This window comes from Arthrobacter rhamnosi (assembly GCF_054510855.1).
Genome location: NZ_JBTNDT010000003.1, coordinates 54511 through 78856, shown reverse-complemented (window position 1 = coordinate 78856; position 24346 = coordinate 54511). Strand labels below are relative to the sequence as shown.

Annotated in this window: 21 protein-coding genes; 17 read left to right on the top strand and 4 right to left on the bottom strand. The window is 69.3% G+C overall.

All coding sequences use genetic code 11. The annotated features are described in order from the left end of the window. Positions 1–38 precede the first annotated feature (38 nt). The 16 genes from ACX80I_RS07030 to ACX80I_RS06955 all read left to right on the top strand — a co-directional run bounded on the left by ACX80I_RS07030 (position 39) and on the right by ACX80I_RS06955 (position 19012). Complete coding sequence (locus ACX80I_RS07030; protein WP_459344415.1) at positions 39–1112, top strand: tRNA (adenine-N1)-methyltransferase; 1074 nt, start codon at positions 39–41, stop codon at positions 1110–1112. Positions 1113–1235: 123 nt separating this feature from the next. Continuing rightward, positions 1236–2990, top strand: a complete 1755-nt coding sequence (gene arc / locus ACX80I_RS07025; protein WP_459344414.1) for a proteasome ATPase — start codon at positions 1236–1238, stop codon at positions 2988–2990. A 77-nt stretch (positions 2991–3067) separates the two neighbouring features. Then, positions 3068–4633 (top strand): depupylase/deamidase Dop, encoded by a 1566-nt coding sequence (gene dop, locus ACX80I_RS07020; protein WP_459344413.1) that lies wholly within the window; start codon positions 3068–3070, stop codon positions 4631–4633. A 45-nt stretch (positions 4634–4678) separates the two neighbouring features. After that, the gene (locus tag ACX80I_RS07015) at positions 4679–4882 is read left to right on the top strand and encodes a ubiquitin-like protein Pup (protein ID WP_459344412.1); all 204 of its coding nucleotides are present in this window, start codon (positions 4679–4681) and stop codon (positions 4880–4882) included. Positions 4883–4885: 3 nt separating this feature from the next. After that, on the top strand, positions 4886–5713 hold the full coding sequence (prcB, locus tag ACX80I_RS07010) for a proteasome subunit beta (RefSeq protein WP_459344411.1): 828 nt from the start codon (positions 4886–4888) through the stop codon (positions 5711–5713). 3 nt (positions 5714–5716) lie between these two features. Beyond that, positions 5717–6457 (top strand): proteasome subunit alpha, encoded by a 741-nt coding sequence (prcA, locus tag ACX80I_RS07005; protein WP_459344410.1) that lies wholly within the window; start codon positions 5717–5719, stop codon positions 6455–6457. Then, on the top strand, positions 6457–7818 hold the full coding sequence (pafA, locus tag ACX80I_RS07000) for a Pup--protein ligase (protein ID WP_459344409.1): 1362 nt from the start codon (positions 6457–6459) through the stop codon (positions 7816–7818). The genes prcA and pafA overlap by 1 nt, the downstream gene beginning before the upstream one ends. A gap of 143 nt (positions 7819–7961) precedes the next feature. Beyond that, complete coding sequence (locus ACX80I_RS06995; RefSeq protein WP_459344408.1) at positions 7962–8897, top strand: FKBP-type peptidyl-prolyl cis-trans isomerase; 936 nt, start codon at positions 7962–7964, stop codon at positions 8895–8897. 44 nt (positions 8898–8941) lie between these two features. Next, the gene (locus ACX80I_RS06990; RefSeq protein WP_301227679.1) at positions 8942–9337 is read left to right on the top strand and encodes an FKBP-type peptidyl-prolyl cis-trans isomerase; all 396 of its coding nucleotides are present in this window, start codon (positions 8942–8944) and stop codon (positions 9335–9337) included. A gap of 126 nt (positions 9338–9463) precedes the next feature. Continuing rightward, a complete protein-coding gene (locus tag ACX80I_RS06985) occupies positions 9464–11449 on the top strand; it encodes a helix-turn-helix transcriptional regulator (RefSeq protein ID WP_459344407.1) in 1986 nt (661 codons plus the stop codon). A 9-nt stretch (positions 11450–11458) separates the two neighbouring features. Then, positions 11459–11809 carry a hypothetical protein gene (locus ACX80I_RS06980; protein WP_459344406.1) on the top strand — a complete coding sequence of 117 codons (351 nt, stop codon included), beginning with the start codon at positions 11459–11461 and terminating at the stop codon, positions 11807–11809. Positions 11810–11845: 36 nt separating this feature from the next. Further along, positions 11846–12232 carry a Sec-independent protein translocase subunit TatA gene (gene tatA / locus ACX80I_RS06975; protein ID WP_459344405.1) on the top strand — a complete coding sequence of 129 codons (387 nt, stop codon included), beginning with the start codon at positions 11846–11848 and terminating at the stop codon, positions 12230–12232. A 65-nt stretch (positions 12233–12297) separates the two neighbouring features. Further along, complete coding sequence (gene tatC / locus ACX80I_RS06970; RefSeq protein ID WP_459344404.1) at positions 12298–13083, top strand: twin-arginine translocase subunit TatC; 786 nt, start codon at positions 12298–12300, stop codon at positions 13081–13083. 165 nt (positions 13084–13248) lie between these two features. After that, complete coding sequence (locus ACX80I_RS06965) at positions 13249–16074, top strand: DEAD/DEAH box helicase (RefSeq protein WP_459344403.1); 2826 nt, start codon at positions 13249–13251, stop codon at positions 16072–16074. Positions 16075–16120: 46 nt separating this feature from the next. Beyond that, complete coding sequence (locus ACX80I_RS06960; protein WP_459344402.1) at positions 16121–17761, top strand: amidohydrolase; 1641 nt, start codon at positions 16121–16123, stop codon at positions 17759–17761. A gap of 525 nt (positions 17762–18286) precedes the next feature. Beyond that, a complete protein-coding gene (locus ACX80I_RS06955) occupies positions 18287–19012 on the top strand; it encodes a polyprenol monophosphomannose synthase (protein ID WP_459344401.1) in 726 nt (241 codons plus the stop codon). A gap of 77 nt (positions 19013–19089) precedes the next feature. On the opposite strand, the gene ACX80I_RS06950 is transcribed toward ACX80I_RS06955, so the two are convergent. The 4 genes from ACX80I_RS06950 to ACX80I_RS06935 form a co-directional block, all read right to left on the bottom strand. Further along, entirely contained in the window at positions 19090–19437 is a 348-nt protein-coding gene (locus ACX80I_RS06950) for an RNA polymerase-binding protein RbpA (protein WP_104051092.1), read from the bottom strand. A gap of 319 nt (positions 19438–19756) precedes the next feature. Then, entirely contained in the window at positions 19757–20689 is a 933-nt protein-coding gene (locus ACX80I_RS06945; protein WP_459344400.1) for an SPFH domain-containing protein, read from the bottom strand. A gap of 74 nt (positions 20690–20763) precedes the next feature. After that, positions 20764–21237 (bottom strand): NfeD family protein, encoded by a 474-nt coding sequence (locus tag ACX80I_RS06940; RefSeq protein WP_459344399.1) that lies wholly within the window; start codon positions 21235–21237, stop codon positions 20764–20766. 103 nt (positions 21238–21340) lie between these two features. Next, positions 21341–22231, bottom strand: coding sequence for a putative RNA methyltransferase (locus ACX80I_RS06935; RefSeq protein ID WP_459344398.1), 891 nt, complete (start codon positions 22229–22231; stop codon positions 21341–21343). Between the two features lie 69 nt (positions 22232–22300). Between ACX80I_RS06935 and ACX80I_RS06930 the strand changes: the two genes are divergently transcribed. After that, positions 22301–24343, top strand: a complete 2043-nt coding sequence (locus tag ACX80I_RS06930) for a S9 family peptidase (RefSeq protein WP_459344397.1) — start codon at positions 22301–22303, stop codon at positions 24341–24343. Positions 24344–24346: the final 3 nt, after the last annotated feature.

Sequence of the window (24346 nt, the reverse complement as noted above, 5' to 3'; positions counted from 1 at the left end):
ACCACGAGGCCGGTCCGCCGGCCGCCGAAGGACGAACCATGAGTACCACCCAGACCACCCCCGAAGCGCCCGCCGGCCCCCACGGCGCGGCTGCCCGCCGCGGACCGTTCCGCGCCGGCGAGCGCGTCCAGCTGACCGACGAGAAGGGGCGGATGAACACCATCACCCTCACGCCCGGCGGTGCCTTCCACACGCACAAGGGCTTCCTGCAGCACGACGCCCTCATCGGTGCCACCGAGGGGACCATCCTCGAGAACACCACCGGCCAGCTGTACCAGGCGCTGCGGCCGCTGCTGTCGGACTTCGTGCTCTCGATGCCCCGCGGCGCGGCCGTCGTGTACCCGAAGGACGCCGGCCAGATCGTGACGATGGCCGACATCTATCCGGGAGCGCGCGTCGTCGAGGCAGGCGTCGGTTCGGGGGCGCTCTCCATCTCGCTCCTGCGCGCGGTCGGTGATTCCGGCTACCTCCACTCGTTCGAGCGCCGCGAGGAATTCGCCGACATCGCCCGGGGGAACGTCGAGACGATCTTCGGCGGGCCCCACCCGGCCTGGCAGATCACGCTCGGCGACTTCCAGGAGCAGGTCGTGGAGCACGAGGAACCGGGCTCGGTGGACCGGGTCGTCCTCGACATGCTCGCACCCTGGGAGTGCCTCGACGCCGTCGCCACCGTGCTCGCCGCAGGCGGCGTCTGGATCAGCTACGTCGCCACGGTGACGCAGCTGTCGCGCACCGCCGAGGCGATCCGGGCCGACGGGCGTTTCACGGAACCCGAGGGCTGGGAGTCGATGGTGCGCGGCTGGCACCTCGAGGGACTCGCCGTCCGCCCCGACCATCGCATGGTCGCCCACACCGGCTTCCTCCTCACCACCCGCAGGCTGGCCGAGGGCGCCACGGGTTTCACCCCGAAGCGCAGGCCGTCGAAGACGGGGTTCAGCGAGGAGGACCTCAATGCCTGGACGCCGCAGGCCGTCGGTGAGCGCGACGTCTCCGACAAGCGGTTGCGCAGGGTGGCGCGGGACGCAGCGTCGACGATCCAGCGGGGATCCCTGCCACCGGAGGAAGCGCAGGCACGTCGCGACGCCATTGCCGACGGGGGAACGGTCGAGTAGACGGGGGCCCGGCAGGAGTGTGCGGATAGTTACCGTGCACTTGTTAACAGGACTCACCGGGGACCTGCGTCTGCGCTAAGGTCGAAAGACAGCTGAAGGTCGAACCGAAAGTGGCGAACCGATATGCCGAACTCCGAAGACAACGCTCCTGCCGCTGAGCCGCGGGGCGCAACCCCTCCCGTCGACACTTCGGTCACCCAGCGCCAACTCAATGTCCTCCGGGACAAGCTGCGTCATATCGACCGCCAGCTCGCTTCGGCGACGCAGAACAACGGGAAGCTCGTCGCCGCCCTGGAGGCGGCGCGGACGGAGATCGTCCGGCTGAAGGCCGCCCTCGAGAAGGAGGGCGCGGCGCCGTTCAGTTTCGCCACCGTGATGCAGGTGAACCCGAGGCGTCCTGCCGAGCCGGGAACCACCACCGAGGCGACCGTCCAGGACACGGCCGACATCCTGCAGTCGGGCAGGAAGCTCCGGGTGACGGTCAGCCCCCTCATCAGCGTGCGGCAGCTCACCCCCGGGCAGGAGGTCCTGCTGAACGAATCACTGACCATCGTGGCGGCGCTCGGCTTCGAGCGGGCCGGGGAGATCGTCACCGTCAAGGAACTGCTGGGCGCGGACCGTGCGCTCGTCGTCGGCCGGACGGACGACGAGCGCGTCATCCGGCTCAGCGGTCCGCTGCAGGCGGAGAAGATCCGCGTGGGCGACGCACTCGCCGTCGACACCAAGTCGGGGTACGGCCTCGAGAAGGTACCGCGGAGCGAGGTCGAGAACCTCGTGCTGGAGGAGGTCCCGGACATCGCCTACGGTGACATCGGCGGTCTCGGTCCGCAGATCGAGCAGATCCGCGATGCCGTCGAGCTGCCGTTCCTGCACCCGGACCTCTACCGGGAGCACGGCCTCAAGCCACCCAAGGGCATCCTCCTGTACGGTCCGCCCGGGTGCGGCAAGACCCTGATCGCGAAGGCCGTGGCCAACAGCCTCGCCGCCAGGGCTGCGGAAAGGGCCGGCCTCGAGCAGATCCGCAGCTACTTCCTGAACATCAAGGGCCCGGAGCTGCTGGACAAGTACGTGGGCGAGACGGAGCGCCACATCCGCCTCATCTTCGCCCGCGCCCGCGAGAAGGCCTCCGACGGCAGCCCCGTCGTCGTGTTCTTCGACGAGATGGATTCGCTGTTCCGCACCCGCGGTACCGGCGTCTCCTCCGACGTCGAGACCACCATCGTGCCCCAGCTGCTGAGCGAGATCGACGGCGTCGAGAAGCTCGAGAACGTGATCGTCATCGGTGCCTCGAACCGTGAGGACATGATCGACCCTGCCATCCTCCGACCCGGCCGGCTGGACGTGAAGATCAAGATCCAGAGGCCCGACGCCGAGGGCGCTGCCGAGATCTTCGCCAAGTACATCACCGCCGACCTGCCGCTGCACGCGGACGACCTCGCGGAGAACGGCAACGATCCGCAGACCACGATCTCGGAGATGATCCGCCGCACCGTCGAGCAGATGTACTCCACGGACAAGCGGAACGAGTACCTGGAGGTGACCTACGCCAACGGGGACACCGAGATGCTGTACTTCAAGGACTTCAACTCCGGCGCGGTGATCCAGAACGTCGTGGACCGCGCGAAGAAGTACGCCATCAAGGACCTCCTCCTCGACGGCAGCAAGGGCCTGCGCATCGAGCACCTGATGCGGGCCGTGGTGGACGAGTTCCGCGAGCACGAGGACATGCCGAACACCACCAACCCCGACGACTGGGCACGCATCTCCGGCAAGAAGGGCGAGCGCATCACGTACATCCGGACGATCGTCCAGGGCAAGGCGGGCCAGGAGCCGGGCAAGTCGATCGAGACGACGGCGAATACGGGCCAGTATCTGTGATTGAAACGGGGGGACGACGGGCCGGTCGGCGCGGTGCATCGCCGGCGGTGGGCGAGGGGATCTCGGTCCATCGGGTGATGGGGACGGAGACGGAGTACGGCATCATCGCGCCCGCCCTGCCGTCGGCCAATCCGACGCTGCTGTCCTCCCAGGTGGTCAACGCCTACGCGGCCACCCTGCGGGAAGGGCTCGGCAACCTCGCCGGAACCCGCTGGGACTATACGGACGAGACCCCGCTGACGGACGCCCGCGGGTTCCGGATGGACCGGGGCAGTGCGCATCCGAGCCAGCTGACCGACGAGCCGCCCGAACTCACCGCCGAACAGATCGCCCTCGAACGCGGCGAGGCCGCCGAGGCGGCCGTGCTGATGAACCTCGTCCTCAACAACGGGGCGCGGCTGTACGTCGACCACGCCCACCCCGAGTATTCATCGCCGGAGGTGACGAATCCGCTCGACGCCGTCCTCTGGGACCGGGCAGGGGACCACGTCGCCGTCGCTGCAATGGAGCGGATCGCAACCACGCCGGGCTTCTCGCCCGTGATCCTGTACAAGAACAACACGGACAACAAGAGCGTCTCCTACGGGTCGCACGAGAACTACCTCGTGCCCCGGAGCGTCCCGTTCTCGAAGCTCGCCGAGGCCCTGATTCCCTTCTTCGTCTCCCGCCAGGTGATCTGCGGCGCGGGACGCGTCGGCAAGGGCCCGCTCAACCAGGAGCCCGGCTTCCAGGTCAGCCAGCGGGCGGACTTCTTCGAGAACGAGATCGGCCTGGAGACGACGGTCCGCAGGCCCATCATCAACACGCGGGACGAGCCGCACGCGGTGGCGGAGAAATACCGGCGGCTGCACGTGATCATCGGAGACGCCAACCTGAACGAGGTGTCCAACTACCTGAAGCTGGGGACGACGTCCCTTGTCCTCGCGCTGGTCGAGCAGGGCCTCGCGCCGGCTCCCACGCTGGAGGACCCGGTCCAGGCGCTGCGGACGATCAGCCACGACCCGACGCTGAAGGCGGCCGTCCGGCTGGCGGACGGCCGCAGCATCACCGGGCTCGAGCTGCAGGAACTGTACTGCGAGGCGGTGATGGACGCCGTCCCTGCCGGCGCCGACGAGCAGACGCGGGACGTCGTCGACCGGTGGCGGGCGCTGCTGGAGACACTGCGGCGGGAGCCGATGGAGGCGGCCCGCCACGTGGACTGGATCGCCAAGCTGAAGGTGCTCGAAGCGTACCGGGCGCGGGACGGTCTCGCCTGGACGGACCCGCGGCTGGCCCTCGTGGACCTGCAGTACGCCGACCTCCGGCCCGAGAAGGGCATCTACCAGCGACTGGCCCGCCGCGGCGACGTCGAACTGCTCGTGCATCCCGAGGAGGTCGCCCGCGCCGCCGTCCAGCCGCCGCGCGACACCAGGGCGTACTTCCGCGGCCGCTGCATCTCCGAGTACCCGGCCGAGGTCGTCGGGGCGAGCTGGGACTCCCTGATCTTCGAGCTGGCGGGGGAACGGCGGCTGCAGCGCGTGCAGACGCGCGAGCCACTCAGGGGCACGGCGATGCTCACCGAGGAGTTGTTCGACGTGGCAGCCGATGCCGAGGATTTCCTCGCCCGATTGTTGAGCGACCCGGATCGGCGCGTGGCACCATAGGACCAGATCACTGAAGTGATCACGAACACGGAGAGGGTGGCCATCATGGCGACACAGGACCGCATCACAACCGGCGGATCGTCCACCGAGGCGGAGGAGGAGATCCCCGAGCCCGCCCCCGCTGCTCCCGCGGCGCAGGACTCCACCCAGACCCAGGGCGTCGACGATCTGCTCGACGAGATCGACGGCGTCCTCGAGTCCAACGCCGAGGAGTTCGTGCGCGGGTTCGTGCAGAAGGGCGGCCAGTAGCGGATGCTCCCGGATGATGCAGCAGCTGCGGTTCCCCGGGCCGCCTCGACATCCTTTGCCGACTTCCTGGGCACCCACCATCCCGGGCTGCTGCCGTCGAACCGGACGCTCGGTCCGGTGACCGCGTCCACCGATGCCTCGCACCTGGCGCCGCATGCCACGACGATCGTCTCGCTGACCTTCCCCGGGGGCGTTCTGATGGCGGGCGACCGCCGGGCGACGATGGGCAACGTGATCGCGAGCCGCCACATCGAGAAGGTGTTCCCTGCCGACCGGTACTCCGTGCTGGGGATCGCCGGCAGCGCCGGGATCGGCCTCGACCTGACGCGACTGTTCCAGGTGGAGCTCGAGCACTACGAGAAGATCGAAGCGACCATGATGAGCCTGGACGGCAAGGCCAACCGCCTCGCCGCCATGGTCCGGCAGAACCTCCCCATGGCGATGCAGGGACTCGCCGTGGTGCCGCTCTTCGCCGGCTTCGACACGGACCGCCACGTCGGGAGGCTGTTCTCGTTCGACGTCACCGGCGGACGCTACGAGGAGCACGAACACCACTCGGTCGGGTCCGGCTCGGTCTTCGCGCGGGGTGCGCTGAAGAAGCTGTGGAATCCGCGCCTGACGGAGGCGTCGGCGGTGCGAGTCGCCGTCGAGTCCCTCTACGACGCGGCCGACGACGACTCCGCGACCGGCGGTCCGGACACCGTCCGTGCCCTCTGGCCCGTCGTCTACGTCGTGGACGGAGCCGGAGCGCGGCGCATCCCGGAGCGCGACCTCGAGTCCGCGGCGCACACCATCATCGAAGCCCGCTCCGCGGCGGGCCGGGAGGCATAGGCCATGACACAGCAGTTCTACGTTTCCCCCGAGCAGCTCATGAAGGACCGCGCGGACTTCGCGCGTAAGGGGATCAGCCGTGGCAGGTCGGTGGTGGTGATGAGTTGCCGCGACGGCATCGCGCTGGTCGCCGAGAACGCCTCACCGTCGCTCCACAAGCTGGGGGAGATCTACGACCGTATCGCCTTCGCCGCGGTCGGGAAGTACAACGAGTTCGAGAGCCTGCGGCAGGCCGGCGTGCGCTACGCCGACGTCCGCGGCTACTCCTACGCGCGCGAGGACGTGACCGCCCGTGGGCTCGCCAGCGTGTACGCGCAGAGCCTGGGTGCCGTGTTCACCGCGGAGAGCAAGCCGTTCGAAGTCGAACTCGTCGTGGCCGAGGTGGGGCACGCGCAGGACAGCGACCACCTCTACCGGCTGACCTTCGACGGCTCCATCGCCGACGAGACCGGCTTCGTGGTCATGGGTGGTGCCGCCGACGCCGTCGTCGACTCCCTCAGCGGCAGCTGGTCCTCCGACCTCAGCCTTCCCGAGGCCGTCGGGGCCGCTGCCCGGGCGCTGCGGAACGCCTCACGCCCGCCGGCCGACGGCGCCCAGCCCGGGATTCTGCCGCTGGATCCCTCCGTCCTCGAGGTCGCGTTCCTGGAACGCGACCCCGACACGCTGCGCGGCAGCCGCCGCGCGTTCCGCAGGGTCGGCGGCCCCGAACTCGAGAACCTCCTCCAGCACGAACAGGACACCTGATGGACCGGCGCATCTTCGGAGTCGAGACCGAATTCGGGATCTCCTACTCAGGGCCCAATTCACGCCCGCTCTCACCCGAGGAAGTCGCACGGTACCTCTTCCGCAAGGTCGTCAGCTGGGGGCGGTCCTCCAACGTCTTCCTCACCAACGGATCGCGCCTGTACCTCGACGTCGGTTCCCACCCCGAGTACGCGACCGCGGAGTGCGACGACCTGGCGCAGCTCATCGCCCACGACCGGGCGGGCGAGCTCATCCTCGAGGACCTGGTCTCGGAGGCCCAGCGCAAGCTCGCGCAGGAGGGCTACGACGGCAAGATCTACCTCTTCAAGAACAACACCGACTCCGCGGGCAACTCCTACGGCAGCCATGAGAACTACCTGATCCCCCGCAAGCTCGAATTCTCGCGCCTCGCGGACATCCTCATCCCGTTCCTGGTGACGCGGCAGCTCCTCGTGGGCGCGGGAAAGGTCCTCAGGACGCAGACCGGTTCCCTCTATGCGTTCTCCCAGCGGGCCGACCACCTGTGGGAAGGCATTTCCTCGGCCACGACCCGCTCCCGCCCCATCATCAACACCCGGGACGAGCCGCACGCCGACGCGGAGCACTACCGCCGGCTGCACGTGATCGCCGGCGATTCCAACATGTCCGAGACCACCATGCTGCTCAAGGTCGGGTCCGTCGACCTGCTGCTGCGGATGGTGGAGGCGGGCGAGATGATGCGGGACTTCCGCCTCGAGAACCCCATCCGGAGCATCCGCGAGATCTCGCACGACCTCACCGGGCAGCAGCTGCTCAAGCTCGCGAACGGCCGGCACATGACCGCCCTCGAGATGCAGCGCGAGTACCTGGCGCGCGCGACGGCGTTCGTCGGCCAGCACGGAGCGCACAACGTCCACGTCCCGGCCGTCCTGGACCTGTGGGAGCGGGTGCTCGATGCCGTGGAGACCGGCAGTACCGCACGGATCGACACCGAGGTGGACTGGGCCATCAAGAAGAAGCTCATCGACCGGTACCTCGCCCGCTCGGGCGAGGACCTCGACTCGGCGAAGGCTGCGCAGCTCGACCTCACCTACCACGACATCTCCCGTTCCCGAGGCCTGTTCTTCCTGCTCCAGGCCCACGGCGAGGCCGCCCGGGTGGTGGACGACACGGCGGTCAAGGAGGCGGTGGACATCCCGCCGCAGACCACCCGTGCCAAGCTCCGCGGCGAATTCGTCCGACGAGCTAAGGAAGCGAACCGCGACTACACGGTGGACTGGGTGCACCTCAAGCTCAACGACCGCGCCCAGCAGACCATCCTCTGCAAGGATCCCTTCACCTCCGTGGACGAGCGCGTGGAGGCGCTGCTGCAGCAACTCTGACCGATTTAGGCCGCGCGTCGCGCTGTCGACCCCTGTTTGTCAGGGCGTTCCCAGGAGAAACCGCGTGCCCGCAGCCGTTAGGCTTGTCAGGGCCCTTTGTTCTGCGGGCAGCCTGAACTGGACACCAATCTGAAAGTAGTTCTGTGCGAAAGTTACTAGCAATCCTCCTTCCGCTGCTGCTGTTGCTCACGGCATGCGGCGGCACGACGACGGGGAAGTCGGCGGGTCCCGCCGAGGTCTTCGACACGGTGAAGGTGAGCGGGGGATCGGACGAGGAAGCACCCGACGTCGAATTCGAATCGCCCCTCGACGTCACCGGCGTCGCGGCCAAGACGGTTGCCGAGGGCGACGGCGACGAGGTGGAGGCCGGGCAGCAGGTCCACTACCAGCTCGTCGCGCTCAACGCCCAGGACGGCGAAGTCCTCGGCGATACCTACAGCCAGGGCGAGCCCCAGGTCCTGCCGGTCGACGACATGCTCAAGGAGCAGGACGGCGAACTCTACGAGGTCCTCGTGGGCACGAAGGTCGGCTCGCAGGTGGCCTACACCCGCCCCGCCCCGGAGCCCGCCGAGGGCGAGCCCGCGAGCCCGGAGCAGCTGATCGTACTGAAGGTCATCTCGGCCGAACAGCCCCCGCCGGAGCCGGAGGTCCTCTCGCCCGAGGATGTGAAGAAGCTCGACGACGAGGGCCAGCTGCCCACGTTCACCTTCGACGACAAGGGCGTGCCCGAGGTCTCCATCCCCGAGAACGAGCCCTCCGACGACCTCGTGGTCAAGGTGCTCGAAGAGGGCAAGGGCGACGTCGTCGCCGAGACCGACAGCATCACGGCCAAGTACAGCGGCTGGACCTACAGCGACGGCGAGAAGTTCGATTCGAGCTTCGACCGCGGCGAGCCCGCCACCTTCCCCCTGAACCAGGTCATCACGGGCTGGACGAAGGGCCTGGCCGGGCAGAAGGTCGGCTCCAAGGTACTGCTCGTGATCCCCGAGCCGTGGGCCTACCCCAACGCCTCCCAGGGCCAGCCCTCGGGAACGCTTGTGTTCTACGTCGAGATCGTCAGCAAGGAAGCGGCGAAGTAGTCCGCGTCACTGCACAGCCACCGAACCTCCTACGAAAGGAAACCATGTCCTTCGGACAGCGCAACTTCGACCGGCAGAAGCCGGAGATCGACTTCCCCGCACACGAGGTACCCACCGACCTCGTCATCGAGGACATCATCGAGGGCACCGGCGACGAGGCGAAGCCCGGCAACACCGTGTCCACCCACTACGTGGGCGTGGCCTTCTCCACGGGCGAGGAATTCGACGCCTCCTGGAACCGCGGTGCTCCGCTCGACTTCCGGGTCGGCGTCGGCCAGGTCATCCAGGGCTGGGACCAGGGCCTCCTGGGCATGAAGGTCGGCGGCCGCCGTCGCCTCGAGATCCCCTCCCACCTCGCCTACGGCCCCAGTGGCGCCGGCTCGGCGATCGGCCCCAACGAGGCGCTGATCTTCGTGGTGGACCTGCTCGCCGTTCGCTAGGCAGCCGTCCGGGGCATCCGCCCGGACTCTCCGCCGGGCCAGCCCGGCGCCGTCCAGAAGGGACGCACGTCAACCCCGGTTGGTGTGCGTCCCTTCTGCCGCTTCCGGAAAGGTAGGGTTTCACCCGTGTCTGCAAAACGAACCGAACGGCTCCTCACACTCGTGATCATGCTCCTGTCGAGCCGGCGCGGGTTCACGAAGGAGGAGCTGTTCGAGGAGATCGACCTGTACCGCGAGGCGACCTCGGTGGCGGCGCGGGAGAAGCTCTTCGACCGCGACAAGGCGGCCCTCCGCGAGCAGGGCATCCCCCTGGAGTCCTTCAGCGAGGACGCCCTGTTCGAGCACGACAACACCGTGCAGCGGTACCGGATCAACGCCGAGGACTACCGTCTCGGCGGCGTCACGTTCCAGCCCGAGGAGTACGCCGTCCTCAACCTGGCCGCAGGAGTGTGGGACCAGGGCTCCCTCGACTCCGCGGCGTCCCGTGCCCTCAGGAAGCTCAGTTCGCGGAGTGCGGACGGCATCGTCGAACTCAGCCCCCTCATCCAGCCCCGCATCACCACGGACGCGCCGTACTGGGACATCGTGTGGCAGGCCCTCACCTCGCGCACCCCCCTCCGGTTCCCGTACCGGGCGGCGAGCACCGGCCGCGAGGAGGTCCGCACCGTGCATCCGTGGGGGATGGGAGCCCGGTTCGGCCACTGGTACCTCGTCGGCTTCGACACCACACGCAAGGCCGAACGCTTCTTCCGCCTCTCCCGCATGACCGGGGAGCCCGTGCTGCTGAAGGGCACTGTCGACGTCCCGGCATCCTTCGACATGAACTCCACCCTCTCCTCCCTGTCCCGCAGTGAACCCGACCGCACCGCGGTCATCGCGGCGCGGCCGGGATCCTGCCAGGTGCTGCGCGTCCGCAAGGACACCGAGGTCCTCCAGACGGGAGAGGAGTGGGACATGCTGCGCGTGCCCTACGCCGCATCCAGCCCGATGGCGGCGACCATCGCGGGTCTCGGAACGAACGCGAGGGTCGAGGAGCCCCGGGAGCTCGCGGCTGAGGTCGCCCGGCTGCTGGAGGGAGCCTTCGACGCGGCCGTCGCGGCTCCTGACCGCGTGGAGATCACCGCGGGCGCACGTCCCGTTCCCCGCCGGAAGTCCTCCTCCCAGGACCACCTGCTGCGCCTGCTCGACCTCGTGCCGTACCTCCTGGCGCACCCGGGCGCGGAAGTGGGGGAGACGGCGCGCCGGTTCGACGTGAGCGAGACCCAGCTGACCAAGGACCTCGACCTGCTGTTCGTGAGCGGTCCCCGGCACTACCCGGACGGGCTCATGGACGTGAACATCGAGGACGGCAGGATCTACCTGACCAACGCGCGTGACCTCGCCGAACCCGTGAAACTGAGCATGGACGAGGCCTGCTCCCTCATCGTGGGGCTCCAGGCCCTGCGCGAGCTCCCCGGGATGAGGAACAACGAGGCGATCGTCAGTGCGCAGACCAAGCTGACGGCCGCCGCAGGCGACGCGGCGCGGATCGGCTCCGCCGTCGCCACAAAGCTCACCGAGGACGACATCGACCCGACCCTTGAGGTGCTGCAGGCCGCCCTGCACTCGGGGGTCCGGGTGGCGGTGGACTACTTCGTCCCGACACGCGACGAGATCACGCACCGGCTGCTCGAGCCGATCCGGATCTTCCTCCACCAGGACACGTGGTACCTCGAAGCGTGGTGCATGGACTCCGACGGACTGCGCAATTTCCGCCTGGACCGCATCCAGAGCGCCACGCTGACGGACGAGCCGGCCACGGCCACGGCGGGCGAAGCGTCCGCGGCGCGGGACCGGGAGTCGGCGCCCTACCGTTCCGGCGAGGCCGACCATGCCGTCACGCTCGTGCTGGAACCGCGGGCACGGTGGATCGCCGCCCAGTACAACGCCGATGCCGTGCAGGAGCTCGGGCAGGACCGGCTCGCCGCGCGCCTCAGGGTGGCCTCGACCTCCTGGATCCCCGGCCTGGTGGCGAGCCTGGGCGGATCCGCCGCCGTCGTCGCCCCCGAGCAGCTGCGCGAGGAGACGCTGCGCTGGCTGGAGGAAGCCCGGGCGCACCAGGCGCTGGCCTAGACTGGACGCATGCTCTGGTGGATGTGGATCGTGCTGTGGGTTGCGCTGGTGGCGGTCAGCGTGATCTTCCTCGTCGTCGTCGGCTTCCGCGTCTTCCGCCGGGGAGTGCGAACTCTCGGTGAATTCGGGGAAGCGATGGACCGCCTCGCCGTGAACACCCCTGTCGGCGACGTCGGCCCGGCACCCTCCGCCGGCGTCCCCGGAATCCCCATACCCGCGGTGTTCTCCGCGCCGGAGGACGTCCGTGCGGCGCGGGAGGCCGCCCGGACCCGACGCATCGACGACCGCCGCAGCAGGCGCGTCCGCAAGCGCGCCGGCCGCGGGCAGCCCCAACTCCTGCAGGACATGCCCCACCTGTGAACTAAACTGGGGCGGGATCAACGAGAGGAATTCGGCATGAGGCTCGAAGGCTGGCACATCGTCATCATCATCGTTCTTGCGATCGTCCTGTTCGGCGCGCCGAAGCTTCCCGGCCTCGCACGGAGCCTCGGGCAGTCGCTGCGGATCTTCAAGTCCGAGGTGAAGCAGATGAAGGACGAGAACAACACCCCCGACGCCGGGACGGATCCGGTGGAGGGCCGTGTGGTCGACACCGGCCGGCCGCAGAGCTACACGCCCACCTACGAGACACCCGTGCAGCACCCTGCGCCCGTCCAGCACCCGGGCCAGCAGGCGCCGCACTACCAGGACGGTGCCGCCGGCAGCGGCCCCGTGGGCGGCCCCGGTGGGACCCAGCAGGCGGGACCGCCGCAGCACGGCGGTACCTCGCACACTCCCTCCTAGGTCAGGTACCGGTGTCACCCGCGAAGGCCCGGAAGCGCGGCAGGAAAGCCAATCCGGAAGGGCGCATGGCCCTGAAGGAACACCTGCGCGAAGCACGCAACCGGCTGTTCAAATCCGCGGTGGCGGTCATCCTGGCGACCGTGGCCGGGTTCTTCGTCTACGACCCCGTGCTGCGCGCGCTGGCGGCTCCGATCATCGCGATCAACGCGCAGGAGGGCCGGACGGCGTCCCTGAACTTCGACAGTGCCGCGTCCCCGTTCGACCTGCTCATCCAGGTCTCGGTGTTCCTGGGCTTGGTGATCTCGAGTCCCGTGTGGCTGTACCAGCTGTGGGCGTTCATCACGCCCGGGCTCAAGACGAAGGAGCGGCGCATCGCGCTGGCGTTCATCGCCGTCGCGTTCCCCCTGTTCCTGGCCGGTATCGCCCTGGCCTGGTCCATCCTGCCCAACGCCGTGCGGGTCCTGACGGAGTTCACGCCTGAGGACTTCTCCAACTACATCAGCGTCTCCGTGTACTTCACCTTCGTGCTGCGGCTCATGCTGGCCTTCGGCATCGCGTTCCTGCTCCCGGTGGTCCTCGTGGGCCTGAACCTGGTGGGCCTGGTCTCGGGCCGGCAGATCCTCAGGGCATGGCGCATCACCGTGTTCCTCGTCTGCCTCTTCGCGGCGATGGCCGCCCCGGGCGGGGACGCGCTGAGCATGTTCTACCTCGCAGTGCCCCTGCTGCTGCTGTTCTTCGTGGCGATCGGGCTGTGCCTGCTCAACGACAAGCGCAGGGCCCGGCGTAACGCCGCCCGCGAAGCCGCCGTCGAAGCCACCGCCGACACCGCCTCGCCCCTGGACGCCCTCTAGGACGACGGGCGCACGACCGCAACCAGGACGACGGCGCAGCCGCGACCGGGACGACGGCGGCGCATGACGGCACGTCCCGGGCCTGTCCCGCAAGCACGACCAGGGCAGGACCACCGATCGGGTGCCCTGCGTGCCCGGCTCCTGCCGAGCGTCTAGGGTGGAAAGATGAGCACCCCCGCAGAGAGATATGCAGCTGCAAAGGCCCGCACTCAGCACTCCCGGACGCAGTTGTTCCATTTCGAGCAGACGCTGGATTTCGACCTCGATCCGTTCCAGCGGGAGGCGTGCACAGCCCTCGAGGCGGGCAGGGGAGTGCTGGTCGCGGCGCCCACCGGGGCAGGCAAGACGGTGGTCGGCGAGTTCGCCGTCTTCATGGCCCTGCAGCACGGTCTCAAGGCGTTCTACACCACGCCCATCAAGGCGCTCAGCAACCAGAAGTACTCGGAACTCGCCGCCGTGCACGGCAGCGACCGGGTGGGACTGCTGACCGGGGACACGAGCATCAACGCCGACGCCGACGTCATCGTGATGACCACCGAGGTGCTCCGCAACATGCTCTACGCCAACTCGGAGGCCCTCAACAACCTCGGTTACGTCGTGATGGACGAGGTGCACTACCTCGCGGACCGCTTCCGGGGGGCGGTCTGGGAGGAGGTCATCATCCACCTGCCCACCGAGGTCAAGGTGGTCTCCCTCAGTGCGACCGTGTCCAACGCGGAGGAGTTCGGTGCCTGGCTGGACACCGTCCGCGGCGACACGGACGTCGTCGTCTCCGAACACCGCCCTGTGCCGCTCTGGCAGCACGTCATGGTCGGGCAGAACCTCATCGACCTGTTCGCCGGGGACATCGCCTTCGACGAGGCAGCGCCGGCCGGCGCGGAAGCCGGAGCGCGGGACCAGTACGACGTCAACCCCGAGCTGCTCGAACTGGCCAGTAACGAGATCCGGCTGAACCAGCGGGCCAACTGGGGTGCCGGCGGCGGCCGCCGCGGCAGGGCGAGGAGCGGCCGCGGCGAACCCGCGCAGATGTCGGCGGTGCGTCGTGCGACGCGCCCGCAGGTCATCACCGCGCTGGACCGCGCCGATCTGCTCCCGGCCATCACCTTCATCTTCTCGAGGGCCGGCTGCGAGGCCGCCGTCACGCAATGCCTCCATGCCGGGCTGTGGCTGACTACCGAGGACGAACGCGACGAGATCAGCGAGACCATCGACGGCGCAACCATGGACATCCCGCGGGACGATCTCGAGATCCTCGGCTTCTGGACCTGGCGCGAAGGGCTGATCCGCGGCTTCACGGCGCACCATGCCGGCATGCTGCCCACGTTCAAGGAGATCGTCGAGCGGCTGTTCGCGGCAGGGCTCGTCAAGGCGGTCTTCGCGACCGAGACGCTCGCCCTGGGCGTCAACATGCCTGCGCGGACGGTCGTGCTGGAGAAGCTCGACAAGTTCAACGGCGAGGCGCACGTGAACGTGACGGCGGGGGAGTACACCCAGCTCACGGGCCGGGCGGGCCGGCGCGGGATCGACGTCGAGGGACACGCCGTCGTCCTCTGGCAGCCCGGGACCGACCCGGGAGCCGTCGCGGGGCTCGCGTCCCGCCGCACCTACCCGCTGAACTCGAGCTTCCGGCCGACCTACAACATGAGCATCAACCTCATGGCGCAGTTCGGGCAGGAGCGGTCCCGGGAGATCCTCGAGACGTCCTTCGCCCAGTTCCAGGCGGACCGCTCCGTGGTCGGCCTGGCGAAGCAGGTCCGCAGCCGCGAGGAGTCGCTCAAGGGCTACGAGAAGTCGATGACCTGCCACCTCGGCGACTTCCGCGAGTACGCGAACCTCCGGCGGGAGCTGTCCGACCTCGAGTCGAGGGCCACCCGGGACAAGTCGCGATCGCTGCGGTCGGCCGCGGAGTCCTCCCTGGAATCGCTGCGGCCGGGAGACGTGATCGACGTCCCCGGCGGTCGGAGCCAGGGGTACGCCGTCGTCCTGGACAGCGACACCTCGCGGGAACCGCGGCCCACCGTGCTCACGCTCGAGACGCAGATCCGCCGCGTGGGTGTGCAGGACCTCGACGGGCCCGTCGAGGTCCTCTCCCGCATCCGGATTCCCAAGCACTTCAGCGCACGCAGCCCGAAGGACCGCCGCGACCTGACGTCGTCGCTGCGCAACGCGCTGGAGCAGCAGCGGCCGCCGCGCAAGGGCGCCGACCGCGTCTCCGCCGGGTACTCGGCGTCGGCGGCAGCCGAGGAACGGGCCATCACCGAACTCCGTCGCCGGCTCCGGGCACACCCCTGCCACGGCTGCAGCGAGCGCGAGCAGCACGCGCGCTGGGCCGAGCGGTGGTGGAAGCTGCGCCGGGAGACCGACAAGCTCGCAGGCCAGATCCGCGGCCGCACCAACACGATCGCGAAGATCTTCGACCGCGTCTCCGAGGTCCTCGGGCACTACGGTTACCTGGAGTACACCGAGGACGGTGTGACCGTGAGCGCGTCCGGCCAGAAGCTACGCCGGATCTACGGGGAGAAGGACCTCCTGATCGCCCTCTGCATCGAGGAGGGCGCCTTCGACGACCTCGACGCCGCCGAACTCGCGGCCGTCACGACGGTGCTGGTGTACCAGGCCAAGCGCGAGGAACGCGGTGTGCGGCCGGTGATGCCGAGCGTATCGCTGGAGGGTTCCGTGGAGACGATCATCCGGCAGTGGTCGCAGCTGAACGACGTCGAGGAGCAGCACCGCCTGCCCGTGACCGGAGAACCGGAGCTCTCGCTCGTCTGGCCCATGTTCAAGTGGGCCCAGGGCAGGTCCCTGCAGGCCGCCCTGAGCGGGACCGAGCTTGCGGCCGGCGACTTCGTCCGCTGGTCGAAGCAGGTCATCGACCTGCTGGACCAGCTGGCCAAGGTGCCGGACCTCCCCTCCGGTCTGCAGCAGACGTGCGTGCGGGCGATCCGGCTGGTCCGCCGCGGCGTGGTGGCATACTCGAACATCAGTGAGTAGTCCCGCCGCGGGACCTGCCGACCACAGAAAGCCTCCCAGCACCCCCATGCCGAATTCGAAGCGCACCTCGACCGTCCTCTACCGCAACGGGTCCGTGTACAGTCCTGCCGACCCCTTCGCCACGGCGATGCTCGTGGACGGAGGGACGGTGGCCTGGGTGGGGTCCGAGCACGCCGCCGCGAACCTCACGGGACCGGACGTGCGCACCGTCGACCTCGACGGCGCCCTGATCACTCCCGGTTTCGTCGACGCCCACACCCATACGACGGAGACGGGCATCGCCCTCGGGTCGATCGATCTGACCTCCTGCCGCTCGCTCGCGGAACTCCTCGACTCGGTGTCGGCGGCGGCGTCGTCCGGATCCACCACGATCCTCGGCTTCGGCTGGGACGAGTCCCGGTGGCCGGAACGGCGCGTCCCGACGGCGGCGGAGCTGGACCGCGCAGGGGGCGGTGCCCTGGTCTACCTCGTGCGGGCCGACATCCACTCGGCCGTCGTATCGGGGGCCCTGGCGGACGCACTCGGCCTCGCCGGCCTGGACGGCTGGGACGACGGGTTCGTGGTGCGCGCCGCGCACGAGGCCGCACGGCAGGCCACCCGCAGGCTCACACCGGACCAGCGCTGCAGCTACCAGCAGGCAGCCCTCCTCCACGCCGCGGCCCGGGGGTACATCGCGGTCACCGAGATGGCTGCGCCGCACATCGCGCCCCGCGAGGACCTCGAGATGCTCCTCTCGATCGATGGGCCGGCGCACGAGGTGCCACTGCCCGAGGTCATCCCGTACTGGGCCCAGCTGACCTCGTCGAGGGACGAGGTGCGCGACCTGATGCAGGGCTTCGGGGGCCGGCTCGCCGGACTCGCGGGCGACCTCAACGTGGACGGTTCGATCGGTTCACGCACCGCCGCCCTCCGGGAGCCCTACAGCGATGATCCCGGGAACCGGGGCACGCTCTACCTGGGCGAGGACGAGGTCGCCGCCCACCTGCTCGCGACGACCGCCGAGACCGTCCAGACTGGTTTCCACGTCATCGGTGATGCCGGGCTCGACGTCGTCCTGCGCGGGCTCGAGGCAACGGCCCGCGAACTGGGCGTGGAGGAGGTGCGCCGATCACGCCACCGCCTCGAACACGTGGAGCTCGCCGACGACGACGCCATCGCGGCACTGGTGCACTACGGCGTCGCCGTCAGCGGCCAGCCCGTGTTCGACGCCCTCTGGGGCCGGGAGGGCGGCCTCTACGACCAGCGGCTGGGGCAGCGCCGTTCCGGGATGAACCGTTTCGCCTCGCTTCTGTCCGCGGGCGTCCTCGTGGCGCTCGGGTCGGACAGCCCGGTGACGCCGCTCGACCCGTGGGCATCCGTGCGCGCCTGTCTCCAGCACAGCAGCGCGGCGGAGAACATCTCGGCGCGCGCCGCCTTCATCGCCCACACACGGGCCGGCTGGCGGCTCTCCGGGCGCAGCCCGATGATGGGACAGCTGGCCCCGGGTACTCCCGCATCCTTCGCCGTCTGGAAGGTCGACGAGCTGATGGTGCAGACGCCGGACAACCGCGTCCAGTCCTGGAGCACCGACCCGCGCGCAGGGACGCCGCTGCTGCCGGCGCTCGATACCGAGAACGCCCCGCTCTGCCTCGAGACCGTGCATGACGGACGCCGTCTGTACGTCGCCGAGGGCTTCGCGGCGAGCTAGGCGGTAGCACCGCCGACGGAATTCCCGCAGTGCTGCAGGGAGTGTCGCGGGCAGCGTCCGGACAGTGTTCAGGCAGCATTGCAGCAGGAACTTCGGCACTATCCCCAGCAGGCCGAGGAGTGCCGCCTGACCTGCGCGGAAGTACGTCCGCGCAGGTCAGAAGGCTGTTGACACGCACTCCACAGCACGTAAGCTTTTGGCCTACGGGTAGAGGAACTCCTGCGGGAGGGAACCTGGCCGGCCCCCACGAGCGCAGCGCATCGGCCTGATCACTGGCGCGTGCTGCCCACCCGGATGGAGCCGGCACTCATAGCGGCAGGTCCACGCGTCCTTAGAGAACGGTGTCCGCCCGCGTGCGGCTACCGGTACGAAGCTGCGTGGACCTGCCCGAGTGCCGGCCCGATCCGGACGATCACCCCGGTGTTTCCGAGGGGCTCGGCGACCGTCGCCTATACTTGCAGATCGGCTCCCCGTCCGGGGCCGGTCCCTGCGCCCTGCGCACCCCCGATGGAAAGGCCCACCTGCGTGCGAGTCGTCACGATCATCCCCACCTACAACGAGATTGAGTCGCTTCCGCTGACCCTCGCCCGCCTGCGCGCGGCAGTGCCGGCCTCGGACGTCCTCGTCGTGGACGACAACAGCCCCGACGGCACCGGGGATCTCGCCGACCGGGCTGCTGCGGCTGACGACCAGGTGCACGTACTGCACCGGACCGGCAAGGAAGGCCTGGGGGCCGCCTACATCGCCGGCTTCCGCTGGGCGCTGGCGCGCGACTACGACGTGCTCGTGGAGATGGACGCCGACGGGTCGCACAAGCCCGAACAGCTGCAGGGCCTGCTCGACGCGGTGGACCGCGCGGACCTGGTGATCGGCAGCCGCTGGGTTCCCGGCGGCAGCGTGGTGAACTGGCCCGCCCACCGCAAGCTCCTCTCGCGCGGGGGCAGCACCTATTCGCGCCTTCTGCTCGGGCTGGGGGTCCGTGACATCACCGCCGGTTTCCGGGCGTTCCGCCGCTCCACCCTGGAAGCACTCGACCTCTCGGCCGTGGACTCCGTGGGCTACGGCTTCCAGGTGGACATGACGTTCCGGGTCGCCCGCCTCGGCCTCACCATCGTGGAGGTACCCATCACGTTCGTGGAGCGGGAACTCGGAGCGTCGAAGATGAGCGGGAACATCGTGTTCGAGGCGATCGCCAACGTCACGCGCTGGGGACTCAGCGCCCGGTGGAAGACCCTGACCGGTCGCCACTGATTCTCCCGCGGCAGCAAAAAGGCACCCGCCGCGGCGGGTGCCTTTTTCAGCTGCAGGGATTCGTCTGCAGGGACGAACTATGCGGAGCGGCGCTCGCCCCGGCGCTCGCGCAGGATCGTGAGGCGGTCCTGGAGGATCTGCTCGAGCTCCTCCACGGAGCGGCGCTCGAGGAGCATGTCCCAGTGGGTACGGACCGGCTTGTCGTTGGAGGTGTCGGGCTTCTCGCCGTCGACGAGGAGGGCTTCCTTGCCGGTCTTCGAGACCCATGTCGCCGGGATCTCCGCTTCGGACGAGAAGGTCACGAAGACCCGCTCGCCGTCCTCGCAGCGGTACTCGACCCGCTGGCGGGGAGCAGGTTCGACGCCGGATTCCGTTTCCATCGACTGCGCTCCGAGGCGCATGCCGCGCAGGCTGCGATCGCTCATGATTTTCTCCTAGTCACCGTGGCCCCCGTGTGCCGGAGAGCCGTTGCCGCTGTTCTTCACCGAAGTCGTCCACCGGACCTGCCGCTGACATGCCCGGCACCCGCTGTCGCCCGGAGGCGACAGGGAAGCTGTCTGTATAACACCCTCGGCCGCGCGAATGTTCCTGCGCGGACGGGTAAACACCTAAGTATACAGGCCGCCCGGCGTCCCCTCGGGAGTCTCCGGGGCGTTCTGCCGGAGCCTGTGCCGCGCACGCGCGGCGATGATGGCCGCCACCATGCATGGGCGACGGCCAGCAGGGCGACAGGGGCAGAGGTCCTCAGGGGCGCGGCATCAGTTCCGGGCCGTCCGACGGGGAGTCTGGTGTGGCGGTACCGAGGACGGTGCCGATGCCCTTCAGCGCCTCACCGACCTCGCTGGGGATGATCCAGAGCTTGTTCGCGGAGCCTTCGGCGAGCTTGGGAAGTGTCTGGAGGTACTGGTAGGCGAGCAGCTTCTGCGTCGGGTTGCCCTTGTGGATGGCGTCGAACACCTTGTGGATCGCCTGGGCCTCGCCGTCGGCCCGCAGGATCGCGGCCTTCGCGTCACCCTCGGCGGCGAGGATGGCGGCCTGGCGCTGGCCCTCCGCCGTGAGGATCTGGGACTGCTTGGTGCCCTCGGCGGTCAGGATCGCGGCGCGGCGGTCACGCTCGGCGCGCATCTGCTTCTCCATGGAGTCCTGGATGGAGTGGGGCGGATCGATCGCCTTGAGCTCCACGCGGCCGACGCGGATCCCCCATCGGCCCGTCGCCTCGTCGAGGACGCCGCGGAGCTGGCCGTTGATCTGGTCGCGGGAGGTCAGTGCCTCCTCGAGGTTGAGTCCGCCGACCACGTTCCTCAGAGTCGTCGTGGTGAGCTGTTCGACGGCCTGGATGTAGTTGGCGATCTCATACGTCGCCGCCCGGGGGTCGGTCACCTGGAAATAGACGACGGTGTCGATGGACACCACGAGGTTGTCCTCGGTGATGACGGGCTGCGGCGGGAAGGACACGACCTGCTCCCGCAGGTCGAGCAGCGGCAGCAGCCGGTCGACGAACGGAATGAGGATGGTCAGTCCCGGGTTCAGCGTCCGCTGGTACTTGCCGAGCCGCTCGACGACGCCTGCGCGAGCCTGCGGGATGATCCGGACCGACTTCACGAGTACGACCAGGACGAAAAGAATGAGGACGATCAGGACCAGAGTGAGCCCGATCGTCCCGGCGTTGCCGTTCATGGATCCCCTTTGTTGGAGTGGTGCGTCCCGAGGCCGGGAGACGGCCGGAGAGCGCAGGAAGCGGGTGGGCAGCTCTAGGCGTCGGGAACGGGAGGAGCGGGGCGGTCGACGGGTTCGACGACGGCGGTGGCGCCGTCGATCCTCGTCACGGACAGGCGCGTACCGGCGGGAAGCGGGGCTCCGTCGGCGGAGCGGGCCGTCCAGGTGTCACCGCCGATCTTCACCGTCCCGGAATGGGCCGTCACGGGCTCCAGGGCGAGGGCTGCAGAACCGACGAGGCGGTCGATGTTGTTCAGCTGGTCCGCCGGGCCCCTCTGGAGGTGCCGCACGGCCACCGGTCGGACGAGCAGGATCATGAGGAGGGACACGACGGCGAAGATCACGATCTGCAGGACCAGTCCTGCGCCCGCGAGGGTCGCGGCGAGGGCGGCCAGTGCGCCGACCGACAGCATGATGAAGAACAGGTCGAGCGTGAGGGTCTCCACGGCGGCGAGCCCCAGGAACAGGACGAGCCACAGGACCCACCCGTTGGCGAGCAACCAGTCCATCGGGTAACCCCCTCGTATCGACGCCGCGCAGAGCGGCCCTGGCCATCATCATGGCAAACGGGTGCTCCATAACCTAGGGCACACAGACCTGCATCCGCAGTTGTTACCCTTCCGTGCCGTTCGGGCGCTCCGCCGGCCCCGGTCGTGCAGTCCTGGCCAGCACCTGGACCGTGAAGCGGGCGGCGACCTCGAGGACCCCGGACGGCTCGTCCCGCACGCCGTCCGTCGTGCTGTCCCCGGTCGTGCTGCCCCTCCCGTGGTGCGCCGCCGGTCCCATCACCAGCGCGGACCGCGCGAGGTCCTGCGGCAGCTGCATCGCGTAGTCCAGGTCCTCGCGCGAGGTCTCGACCAGCGCGCCGTCGAAGGCCGCCCGGACGTCGTCGGCCTTCTGTGCGGGGACGGACAGCAGCGGTCCCACCGACTCGAGCCCCCCGAGGTGTCCCGGCCGGGGAGTCACGACGACCAGGCAGCCCCCCGGGGCGAGCACGCGCACGAACTCGTCGGGGTTCCTCGGCGCGAACACGTTCAGGAGGACGTCCACCGAGCCGTCCGCCAGGGGGAGCGGGCGCCAGACGTCCCAGACGACGCTCAGCCCGCCGGGGAGCCTGCGCGCCGCGCGCCGCAGGGCGACCTTCGAGATGTCGAGTGCTACGGGGAACAGGCCCGGCACCGCGTCGGCCAGTCCCTCGAGGTAGTAGCCGGTGCCCGCCCCGGCATCGAGCGCGACGGCAGGCGCCGGGAACTGCCGGAGGGCGGCAGCAACCACGGCGCGGCGAAGCGGCGCATAGTGACCGGACCCGAGGAACTGCTCCCGCGCATCGACCATCTCGGCAGTGTCGCCCTCGAACGGCGATCCCTTGCCCGTCAGCAGGTTGAAGTAGCCCTGCCGGGCGGCGTCGAACCGGTGCCCGCCCTCACAGGCCAGGGTCCGTGCGGCTCGGACCAGCGGTTCTCCGCAGACAGGGCAGAGCAGGAGGTGGCGAAGGTCGGGCATCGTCCCATCCTAGGGAAAAGGACCGCCTCACCGTTGACTCAGGCCACTATTTCGGGTTCAGTCGGGAGGGTGAAACCAGACCAGCTCGAACTCCTGACCACCACGGGCACCCCGGCCCTCCACCCGGACGGTTCCCGTCTGGTGGTCGCCGCGACCCGCCCGGACTTCCGCGCCGACGCCTACGTCGGCCAACTGTGGGAGCTGACGCTCTCGGGAGGGCGGCGTCGGCTGACGCGGGGCTTCCGCGACACCGCGCCGCGCTACTCTCCGGACGGGGAGGTGCTCGTGTTCCTCCGGGCGGCGCCGGGCGGCAAGCCCCAGCTGTTCGCCGTCCGTGCCTCCGGTGGGGAACCCGTCCAGGTGACGGACCAGCCGCTCGGCGTCACCGCCTTCGACATTTCACCGGACTCGCGGACCATCGTCTTCGCCGCACGGGTACCGGAGCAGGGACGCTACGGGACGCTCGACGGCGTGGGCCCAGGCCTCGAGGACGCGCGCCTCATCACCCGCTACCAGTACCGGATGAACGGGCTTGGCTACACGACGGACAAGCGCTCGCAGCTGTTCACCGTCACGCTGCCCGACCTCGACGCGGAGCCGTTCATCGCTGCCGTCGGGCGGCTCAAGCAGCAGACCGCCGACGGTCCGGGTGCCCTCGAGGAGCAGGGCGCCGTGCCTCCCGCCACCCAGGTGACCACTGCCGACGCGGATCACCTCGATCCTGCCGTCACGGCGGACGGCCGCCGCATCCTTTTCACGGCCGCGCTGGGACCGGACGCGGACTCGACCCTCGTCTCCGACATCCACTCGATCGCCCTCGACGGCAGCGACCGGCAGCAGCTGACGAACCAGGGCGGGGACACCCTGCTCGGCTGCAGCGCGCCCCGATCCAGCACCGACGGCGCGTGGGTGTTCTTCCTGGCGTCGGACCTGTCGCCCTCGGGCCTGGACTTCGTGGCGCGGAACACCGCCCTCTACGTGATGCCGGCAGACGACCCGCGGGACGTCCGGCGCCTCAGCGATCCGGAGACCGTGGACTTCGGCGACGTCCAGGAGATCGTGGCCGACGGCCCGCATTCCGTCCTGGTGTTCAACCGTTCCCGCGGGGCGGGTGAACTGCTGCGCGTCTCGGCGACGGGGGAGTCGGCCACCCTGGTCACCGGCCCCACCGTGGTCACCGGAGCCGCATCCACCGGAAGCACCGTCGTGGTGTCCTATACGGATCCGACGACGTCGGGCGAGGTCGCCGTCGTCGACGGGACCTCCCTGCGTCCGCTGTCCGACTTCTCCGCCGCACTGCGCACGGACACGCGCGTGGGAGACCTGCAGGAACGCACCTATGCGGCTCCCGATGGAACCCCGGTGCACGGGTGGGTCGTCCTGCCCGAGGGCGACGGACCGCACCCGGTGCTGCTCGTCATCCATGGCGGACCCTTCGCGCAGTACGGCTGGGGCTACTTCGACGAGGCCCAGGTGTACGCCGCGGCGGGATACGCGGTACTGCTGTGCAACCCGCGCGGTGCCGCCGGGTACGGACAGGCCCACGGGAGGGTGATCAAGGAGGCGATGGGCACCGTGGACCTCGACGACGTCCTCGCATACCTCGACGGCGCGCTCGCCGAGTACGATGCGCTCGACGGCGAGCGCCTCGGCGTCATGGGCGGGTCCTACGGCGGCTACCTGACCGCCTGGACCATCGCCCACGACCACCGCTTCCGGGCCGCGATCGTCGAACGCGGCTACCTCGATCCGCCGTCGTTCGTGGGGTCGTCCGACATCGGCTGGTTCTTCTCCGAGCAATACACCGGCACGGACCCGGCACAGGTCGAGGCGCAGAACCCGTTCGCCAAGATCGGCGACGTGAGGACTCCTGCCTTCGTGATCCACTCCGAGGAGGACCTGAGGTGCCCGATCGAGCAGGCGCAGCGGTACTACACGGCGCTGAAGAAGCAGGGCGTCGAGACCGAACTGCTCGTCTTCCCCGGCGAGACGCACGAGCTGTCGAGGTCGGGCTCGCCGTGGCACCGGAGGCAGCGCTTCGAGCACATCCTGCGGTGGTGGGCGAGGTACCTGCCCACCGGAGCGAACCTCTCCGACCCTGCGGGCGGGTGACGG

What these genes read in the sequence shown, in the direction of transcription:
- ACX80I_RS07030 (WP_459344415.1), top strand. Translation starts at nt 39, where the DNA reads ATGAGTACCACCCAGACCACCCCCGAAGCGCCCGCCGGCCCCCACGGC.
- arc (WP_459344414.1), top strand. Translation starts at nt 1,236, where the DNA reads ATGCCGAACTCCGAAGACAACGCTCCTGCCGCTGAGCCGCGGGGCGCA.
- dop (WP_459344413.1), top strand. Translation starts at nt 3,068, where the DNA reads ATGGGGACGGAGACGGAGTACGGCATCATCGCGCCCGCCCTGCCGTCG.
- ACX80I_RS07015 (WP_459344412.1), top strand. Translation starts at nt 4,679, where the DNA reads ATGGCGACACAGGACCGCATCACAACCGGCGGATCGTCCACCGAGGCG.
- prcB (WP_459344411.1), top strand. Translation starts at nt 4,886, where the DNA reads ATGCTCCCGGATGATGCAGCAGCTGCGGTTCCCCGGGCCGCCTCGACA.
- prcA (WP_459344410.1), top strand. Translation starts at nt 5,717, where the DNA reads ATGACACAGCAGTTCTACGTTTCCCCCGAGCAGCTCATGAAGGACCGC.
- pafA (WP_459344409.1), top strand. Translation starts at nt 6,457, where the DNA reads ATGGACCGGCGCATCTTCGGAGTCGAGACCGAATTCGGGATCTCCTAC.
- ACX80I_RS06990 (WP_301227679.1), top strand. Translation starts at nt 8,942, where the DNA reads ATGTCCTTCGGACAGCGCAACTTCGACCGGCAGAAGCCGGAGATCGAC.
- ACX80I_RS06980 (WP_459344406.1), top strand. Translation starts at nt 11,459, where the DNA reads ATGCTCTGGTGGATGTGGATCGTGCTGTGGGTTGCGCTGGTGGCGGTC.
- tatA (WP_459344405.1), top strand. Translation starts at nt 11,846, where the DNA reads ATGAGGCTCGAAGGCTGGCACATCGTCATCATCATCGTTCTTGCGATC.
- tatC (WP_459344404.1), top strand. Translation starts at nt 12,298, where the DNA reads ATGGCCCTGAAGGAACACCTGCGCGAAGCACGCAACCGGCTGTTCAAA.
- ACX80I_RS06965 (WP_459344403.1), top strand. Translation starts at nt 13,249, where the DNA reads ATGAGCACCCCCGCAGAGAGATATGCAGCTGCAAAGGCCCGCACTCAG.
- ACX80I_RS06960 (WP_459344402.1), top strand. Translation starts at nt 16,121, where the DNA reads ATGCCGAATTCGAAGCGCACCTCGACCGTCCTCTACCGCAACGGGTCC.
- ACX80I_RS06950 (WP_104051092.1), bottom strand. Translation starts at nt 19,437, where the DNA reads ATGAGCGATCGCAGCCTGCGCGGCATGCGCCTCGGAGCGCAGTCGATG.
- ACX80I_RS06945 (WP_459344400.1), bottom strand. Translation starts at nt 20,689, where the DNA reads ATGAACGGCAACGCCGGGACGATCGGGCTCACTCTGGTCCTGATCGTC.
- ACX80I_RS06940 (WP_459344399.1), bottom strand. Translation starts at nt 21,237, where the DNA reads ATGGACTGGTTGCTCGCCAACGGGTGGGTCCTGTGGCTCGTCCTGTTC.
- ACX80I_RS06935 (WP_459344398.1), bottom strand. Translation starts at nt 22,231, where the DNA reads ATGCCCGACCTTCGCCACCTCCTGCTCTGCCCTGTCTGCGGAGAACCG.